Consider the following 6,357-nt stretch of genomic DNA (forward strand, 5'->3'; position numbering starts at 1 on the left):
TACCTACCTCGCACTCCTGCCCGGTTGGCTGAGTCCGGAAAACCTGATCAACAACATGGGTGCCTGGGCCGTGCTCGGCATCATGCTGATCATTTTCGCCGAGTGCGGCATCCTGCTCGGCTTCTTCCTGCCCGGGGACACCCTGCTGTTCGTCTCCGGCCTGTTCATCGCCAGCGGCGCGATCGACATCAACCTGTGGCTGTTCATCGCCCTGGTCTCGCTCGCCGCATTCGTCGGGAACATGGTCGGCTACTGGATCGGCTACAAGATCGGGCCGCCCGTCTTCAGCCGGCCCAATGCCAAGCTGCTCAAGCGCGAATACATCGACAAGTCGGCGGCCTTCTTCGACAAGTACGGCAAGATCACGATCGTGCTGGCCCGCTTCGTGCCGGTCGTGCGGACGGTGGCCACCGTGATGGCCGGCGCCTCCCGGATGAACGTCAAGATCTACACGGTCTACTCCGCCATCGGTGGCGTCATCTGGATCACCAGCGTCACCGTCGCCGGCTACTTCCTCGGCCAGATCGGCTTCATCCGCGACAACCTGGACCTGATCGTGATCGCGGCCGTGGTGATCGTGATCTGCGCGAGCGCGTTCCCCGCCGTCGCCCACTGGATCGCCAGCCGCAAGCAGAAGCAGGCGGCCAAGGGCGAGCAGGCGCCGGGGGCGTCCGGCGTCGAGCGCGCGGCCGAGTGAGTCCGGCCGGTCCCCGGAGCATGGACGTCCCGTTGACCACCATCCAGAGCACCACGCCCTGGGTGCTCATCGCGATCGCGGTGATCGCCCTGGTCCTGGCCATCCTGATCAAGAAGATCGTCGGCAAGATCATCGTGCTGGTCCTGGCCGCGGTGCTGATCTTCGTCGGCTGGCAGCAGCGCCAGCACGTGATCGACTTCGCCAACGGGGTGAAGGACGACGCATGCGGGGAGTCGGTCACGTTCCTCGGCGTGGACGTGGCCCTGCCCGACGACTGGTGCCGGCCGTCCTGATCACCAGGCCCGCGACAGGTCGGCGTGCTGCCGGATCCAGGCGTGCATCGCGATCCCGGCGGCGACGCCGGCGTTGATCGAACGGGTCGATCCGAACTGCGCGATGGAGACGGTGACGGCGGCCCCGGCCCGGGCCGCCTCGCTGAGCCCGGCCGACTCGCCGCCGAACAGCAGCAGGCAGGACCGCGGCAGCGGGGTGGTCTCGATGGGCACCGCGCCCGGGAGGTTGTCGACCGCCACCACCGTCAGCCCGCGGGCGGCCGCGGTCGCCAGCAGCAACCCGACGTCGGCGTGGTGCCGCAGATGCTGGTAGCGGTCGGTGACCATCGCCCCGCGCCGGTTCCAGCGCCGGCGGCCCACGATGTGCACCTCGTGCACGGCGAACGCGTTCGCGGTACGCACGACCGTGCCGATGTTGGCGTCGTAGGCGAAGTTCTCGATCGCCACCTCGAGCGGGTGGCGGCGGCCGTCCAGGTCGGCGACGATCGCCTCCCGGCGCCAGTACCGGTAGCGGTCGACGACGTTGCGCCGATCACCGGCGGCCAGCAGCTCCGGGTCGTACCGGTCGCCGGCCGGCCAGGGCCGGGGATGCGGCCCCACCCCCACCGGGGCGGTCGCCCACTCCGTCGGGCCCGGTCCGTCCGTGACATGGCCGTCCCCGAGGCCGTTCGGGTCCTCGCTCACATGGGGGGCAGGCCGAGGTCGTCCAGCCCGAGCAGGTAGCGGTACTCCAGGCCCGCCCGGGCGAAGACCTCGTCGGCGCCGGTCTGCCGGTCCACGATCGTGGCGACCCCGACCACCTCGGCGCCGACCTCCCGCAACGCCTCGACGGCGGTCATCGGCGAGTTCCCGGTCGTGGTGGTGTCCTCGACGACCAGCACCCGCCGGCCGGCGACAGCCGGCCCCTCGACCTGACGCTGCATCCCGTGCGCCTTGGCCTGCTTGCGGACGACGAACGCGTCCAGCGGGCGACCCGCGGCATGCAGCATCGAGGTCGCCACCGGATCGGCGCCCAGGGTCAGCCCCCCGACCGCGTCGAACGCCCAGTCGGCGGTCAGGTCGCGCATCAGCCGCCCGATCAGCGGAGCGGCCTCGTGGTGCAGGGTGGCGCGCCGCAGGTCCACGTAGTAATCGGCCTCCCGGCCGGACGACAGGGTGACGCGTCCGTGCACCACGGCGAGCCGGCCGACGAGCTCGGCGAGCCGGTGCCGCGGGTCGGCGTCGGGGGCGGGCGGGGACTGGGTCTGCGTCACCCGCCCAGCGTGTCACAGCCGGATCAGGTGAACAGGCTCACCCCGCCCGGCCCGACCAGCAGCCCGACCACGATCAGCACGATGCCCCACAGCAGCTGCTTCCGGATGATCGCGAAGATGCCCGAGACCACCAGAATCACGGCCAGAATCCACAGTACGAACGCCATCGTTCCACTCCTGTCCGGGACCTCATCGGGTCCACCCACGGGCCGGTACCCCGCCGGCCGGACCCGGAAACGAGGCCACAGCACCCGGTCCGGCCCGGGTTTGGCCCGGTGCGGCGCGGGGTACCCGCCCATCAGCTCCCCCGGACGGTGGGGCAGTCCGGCGGCAGCCGGGTCGGCAGGAGGGATGACGGACATGACGATGGGCGATCGGATCAAGCACGGCGCCGAGGAAGCGGTCGGCAAGGTCAAGGAGGCCGCCGGCAAGCTGACCAACAACGAGGAGCTCGAGGCCCGCGGGCAGGCCGAGCAGGCCAAGGCCAACGTCAAGCAGGCCGGCGACGACGTCAAGGACGCGGCGAAGGACACCTTCTCCTGATCCGGAGCTCCACCGGCACCGCACGACGGCGCTCGCCCGGCCGGGGGCGCGCCGTTTCGCGTCCGGGCGCCCCACCGGGCCGTGGTGGACCGCTCAGGTGCGACCCTTGGACTTGACCCGGGAGGCGGCCCGCCGCACCAGCGACCTCGGCAGCAGGCGGGTTCCCAGGTAGACCGCCTTGTAGAGCGGCCCGGGGATGCTGACCACCCGGTTGTGCCGCAGGTCGGCGAGCGACTCGCGGACCAGCCGGTCGATGTCGACGTAGGCCCAGTCCGGGGTGCTCGACATGTCGATGCGAGCGCGCTCGTGGAACTCGGTCCGGACGAACCCGGGGCACAGGGCCTGGATCCGCACCCCGGTCCCGTTGACTGCCATCGACATCGCCTCGCTCAGCGAGATGACGAATGCCTTGGTCGCGCCGTAGGTCGAGCCTCGGCCGGGCACCAGCCCGGCGGTGGACGCCACGTTGATGACGGCGCCGTGGCCGCGGGCGATCATGCCGGGCAGCGCCGCCCGCATCAGCAGCATGACCGTCACCGCGTTCAGCTCGACCTGCCGCTGCAGGTCGGCCGGCGCGGCCTGGAGGAACTCGACGCCCAGGGTGCCGCCGGCGTTGTTGACCAGCAGGTCGACCGGGTCGACGGCGGCCGCGAGCCGGTCCGTCACCCGGTCCCGCGACGCGGACTCGGTCAGGTCGGCCGCGATGGTCTCGACCGCGGGCGCTCCCAGACCGAGCAGCGCGGTCCGCCGCTGCGCCAACCGGTCGGCGTCCCGGGCCACCAGCACGAGGGCGTAGCCGGCGGCGGCGAGGTGCCGGGCGAACGCCCACCCGATTCCGGACGTGGCGCCGGTGACCAGAGCAAGAGGCATGCCCCGACCGTAGCCGCAGCCGGCCGGCCGGATCCCCGGCTCACACGCGCCGAACGATGCGCGGGTCGGAGCGCTCCCCCATGCTCGCGGGGAACGGGCACGGGACGACCTGGGAGCGGCCATGGCAGCGATCGACGACCTCTCCGAGCTGGTCGAACGAGCGGCCGCCGCCGAGCGGTCCGCCCTGGCGGCCAAATGGAAGGACCGCGGGGACGTGGCGGGCACCGTCCGGCGGGTGCGTCAGGCCGCCGAAGACCAGCGCGAGGCGATCCGGCTCGACAGCCGCGGCACGGATCGGCTCTCGCCGCGATGGGCCGAGCTCCGGCACAACTATCTCAACCTCGGCGCGCAGCCGGAGATCGCCTCGGCCGGCCAGGACGGCGAGCCCGCCCCGGTCAGCCACGCCGCCGCCGCACAGGCCGAGGCGGACGCGATCGCCGCGGTCGGCCTGGCCCGGGTCGCGTTGACCGACGCCGCCCTGGCCGTGCTCCAGGCCCGGCTGGCCCGGATCGACGCCGGCGAGGACGCCGCCGACGCGGCGGCGATCGACGGGCACGTGCCGCTCGCCGGCCGCAACCCGGTCAGCCGGCACGGTCCGGCGCTGGCCGGCGGGCTGCTCGGCGAGATCAAGTACATCGTCAACCGCAAGCCCCGGTCGACGATGAAGAGCCTGGCCATCGCGCTGGCGCTCGGCCTGCTCTACCTCGGCTGGATCCGGGCCTTCGACTGGGACAAGGACAAGCAGTGGCTGCCGTTCCTCGGCCTGTTCGTGCTGTCGGTGGTGATGGGCGGCTCGGTCTGCATCAACGCGCTGTCCTTCGACGCCATGCGGGTCCGGGCGGCGCTGGACACCGGGCAGCGGCTGTGGCACCTGCTGGTCATCAAGAACCTGGCCCTGCTGTGCCTGGTCGCGCCGATCGGCTTCCTGCTCAGCGCGCTGATCGCCGTCTTCTCCGGCGACTGGAGCCGCTTCGTCAACGCCCTGGTGCTGACGGTGTGCTTCATCCTGCTGTGGCTGGGCGTGGGCAACATCGTCTCGATCGGCGTGCCCAGCCGCGACGAACCGCTGCTCAAGCGCAAGCAGTCGGGCAGCCTCAAGCAGTTCCTCATCGCGTTCGCCGTCTCGTACGCGGTCGGCTACCTGGTGAACATCATGCTCGTGTGGCGGGCGTTCGCGGCCCGGGACATGGCCGCCAAGCTCGGTGAGCAGTGGCTCCCGCTGATCTTCCTGGTGGTCTCCTGCGTCTCGATGTGGATCCTGCTGACCGTCTTCGCGGTGGCGCTGTCCCAGCAGCCGCGGGTGCGGCGGCTGTTGCAGCGCGAGATCGCCGATTACAGCCGTAACGCCGAGGCGCTGGCCCTGGAGAAGGAGGCCGCGCGGGCGGGCGCCGAGCAGCCCGACCGGGCCCCCGCGGCCCCCTGATCGGCCCGGCTCAGCCCATCGTCTTCTGCCCGTCGATGGTCTCCCGGATGATGTCCGCGTGACCGGCGTGCTGGGCGGTCTCGCCGATCAGGTGCAGCAGGACCCGCCGGACCGACCGGGTCGCTCCCGGCTCGAACCACGGCGCCGGCGGCAGCGGGTACGCGACATCCAGATCGGCGGTCCTGGCCAGCTCGTCGGTCCGGGCGGCGACCGCCTCGTACGCGGCGACGACGTCCGCGAGGGTCTCGTCCTCCCGGAGCCGGAAGCCGTCCGCGTACTCGGCCTCGGCGTTGTCCCCGCCGGCCATCGAATCGGGCGCGCCGATGGCGAAGTCGTACCAGCCCTGCTCGGTGGCGCTGACGTGCTTGATCAACCCACCGATGGACAGCGCACTGGCCGTCGGGGTGAGCCGGGCCTGCTCGTCGGTCAGGCCCTGCGCGGTGAACGTCAGGAACGACCGGTGCATCCGCAGCGCCTCCAGCAGGTCCTTGCGTTCCTGGGTCAGGTCGTCCGTCGCGGTGCTTGCCGTGCTGGTCATGGTGCGCCTCCTGGTCGGCCGGTGCGGTCCGTCTCACCGTAACGATGGAAGCGGCCAGCTTCTGTCCTCTTTCAAAGCTCACGGTGAGCATCCGGGCGACCGCGCTGGGTTGCCACGGCCACCCGTCGGAGTTAGCGTCCACTCCTCGGTGTGATCTGGGACACGTGTCAGCCCACGCCGCTCATCCTCACCTCCAGCGCGGGAGCGTCGCATGCCCAGGACCCGAGCCCGGACCCGTCCCTCGCGCCCGGTCGCGCTGCTGACCGCCGCCCTGCTTGCGGTGAGCCTGCCCGTCGCCGTGCCGGCGACGGCGGCGGGCACGGCGGTCGCGCCCGAGCCCGGCCCGACGGTGACCCTGGTCGGCAGCCTGCAGGACGAGCTCGGGTGCGGTGGCGACTGGGACCCGGCCTGCCCGGCGACCGTGCTGACCTGGGACGCCGGCACCGGGCGCTACCGGGGCACGTTCGATCTGCCGGCGGGCGACTACGAGTACAAGGTGACGATCGGCGCCAGCTGGGCGGAGAGCTACGGCGCCGGCGGGGTCAAGGACGGGCCGAACATCCCGCTCCGGCTCCGGGGTGACGCCCGGGTCACCGTCGCCTACGACGGTTCGAGCCACCTGACCACCGTCGGGTCGAACCCGGGCGGCCTGTCCCCCGACCAGGAGCGATCGCTGGCCGGCAGCAGCCTGCGCTCGGCCCTGACCCGGGAGCGGTTCTACTTCGTCATGGCCGACCGCT

At 71.9% G+C, this 6,357-nt stretch carries 10 protein-coding genes; 5 read left to right on the forward strand and 5 right to left on the reverse strand.

Annotated elements, in window-relative coordinates:
- Nucleotides 1-697 (forward strand): DedA family protein (locus ACOJUF_RS21665; RefSeq protein WP_420123884.1); only part of this gene is annotated, 697 nt, incomplete at its 5' end.
- 32 nt (nucleotides 698-729) lie between these two features.
- Complete coding sequence (locus ACOJUF_RS21670; protein WP_420123885.1) at nucleotides 730-990, forward strand: hypothetical protein; 261 nt, start codon at nucleotides 730-732, stop codon at nucleotides 988-990.
- Here ACOJUF_RS21670 and ACOJUF_RS21675 read toward each other — a convergent pair whose 3' ends face one another.
- Genes ACOJUF_RS21675 through ACOJUF_RS21685 form a run of 3 tightly spaced genes read right to left on the reverse strand, consistent with a single transcriptional unit; the run spans nucleotide 991 to nucleotide 2,410 of the window.
- On the reverse strand, nucleotides 991-1,674 hold the full coding sequence (locus tag ACOJUF_RS21675; protein WP_420123886.1) for a TrmH family RNA methyltransferase: 684 nt from the start codon (nucleotides 1,672-1,674) through the stop codon (nucleotides 991-993).
- On the reverse strand, nucleotides 1,671-2,243 hold the full coding sequence (pyrE, locus tag ACOJUF_RS21680) for an orotate phosphoribosyltransferase (protein WP_420123887.1): 573 nt from the start codon (nucleotides 2,241-2,243) through the stop codon (nucleotides 1,671-1,673). The genes ACOJUF_RS21675 and pyrE overlap by 4 nt, the downstream gene beginning before the upstream one ends.
- 23 nt (nucleotides 2,244-2,266) lie before the next feature.
- Nucleotides 2,267-2,410: a GPGG-motif small membrane protein gene (locus ACOJUF_RS21685; protein ID WP_420123888.1), complete on the reverse strand. Its 144-nt coding sequence runs from the start codon at nucleotides 2,408-2,410 to the stop codon at nucleotides 2,267-2,269.
- Between the two features lie 193 nt (nucleotides 2,411-2,603).
- Between ACOJUF_RS21685 and ACOJUF_RS21690 the strand changes: the two genes are divergently transcribed.
- Nucleotides 2,604-2,786: a CsbD family protein gene (locus ACOJUF_RS21690; protein ID WP_420123889.1), complete on the forward strand. Its 183-nt coding sequence runs from the start codon at nucleotides 2,604-2,606 to the stop codon at nucleotides 2,784-2,786.
- Nucleotides 2,787-2,879: 93 nt separating this feature from the next.
- Here ACOJUF_RS21690 and ACOJUF_RS21695 read toward each other — a convergent pair whose 3' ends face one another.
- Nucleotides 2,880-3,656, reverse strand: a complete 777-nt coding sequence (locus ACOJUF_RS21695; RefSeq protein WP_420123890.1) for an SDR family NAD(P)-dependent oxidoreductase — start codon at nucleotides 3,654-3,656, stop codon at nucleotides 2,880-2,882.
- 121 nt (nucleotides 3,657-3,777) lie between these two features.
- Here ACOJUF_RS21695 and ACOJUF_RS21700 point away from each other — a divergent pair, with 121 nt between their 5' ends.
- The gene (locus ACOJUF_RS21700; RefSeq protein ID WP_420123891.1) at nucleotides 3,778-5,079 is read left to right on the forward strand and encodes a hypothetical protein; all 1,302 of its coding nucleotides are present in this window, start codon (nucleotides 3,778-3,780) and stop codon (nucleotides 5,077-5,079) included.
- A 10-nt stretch (nucleotides 5,080-5,089) separates the two neighbouring features.
- Here ACOJUF_RS21700 and ACOJUF_RS21705 read toward each other — a convergent pair whose 3' ends face one another.
- Nucleotides 5,090-5,617, reverse strand: a complete 528-nt coding sequence (locus ACOJUF_RS21705; RefSeq protein WP_420123892.1) for a DinB family protein — start codon at nucleotides 5,615-5,617, stop codon at nucleotides 5,090-5,092.
- Between the two features lie 211 nt (nucleotides 5,618-5,828).
- Between ACOJUF_RS21705 and ACOJUF_RS21710 the strand changes: the two genes are divergently transcribed.
- Nucleotides 5,829-6,357: hypothetical protein (locus ACOJUF_RS21710; RefSeq protein ID WP_420123893.1), on the forward strand; the 529-nt coding region annotated here is incomplete at its 3' end.

This window comes from Nakamurella sp., assembly GCF_048594475.1.
GTDB lineage: Bacteria > Actinomycetota > Actinomycetes > Mycobacteriales > Nakamurellaceae > Nakamurella.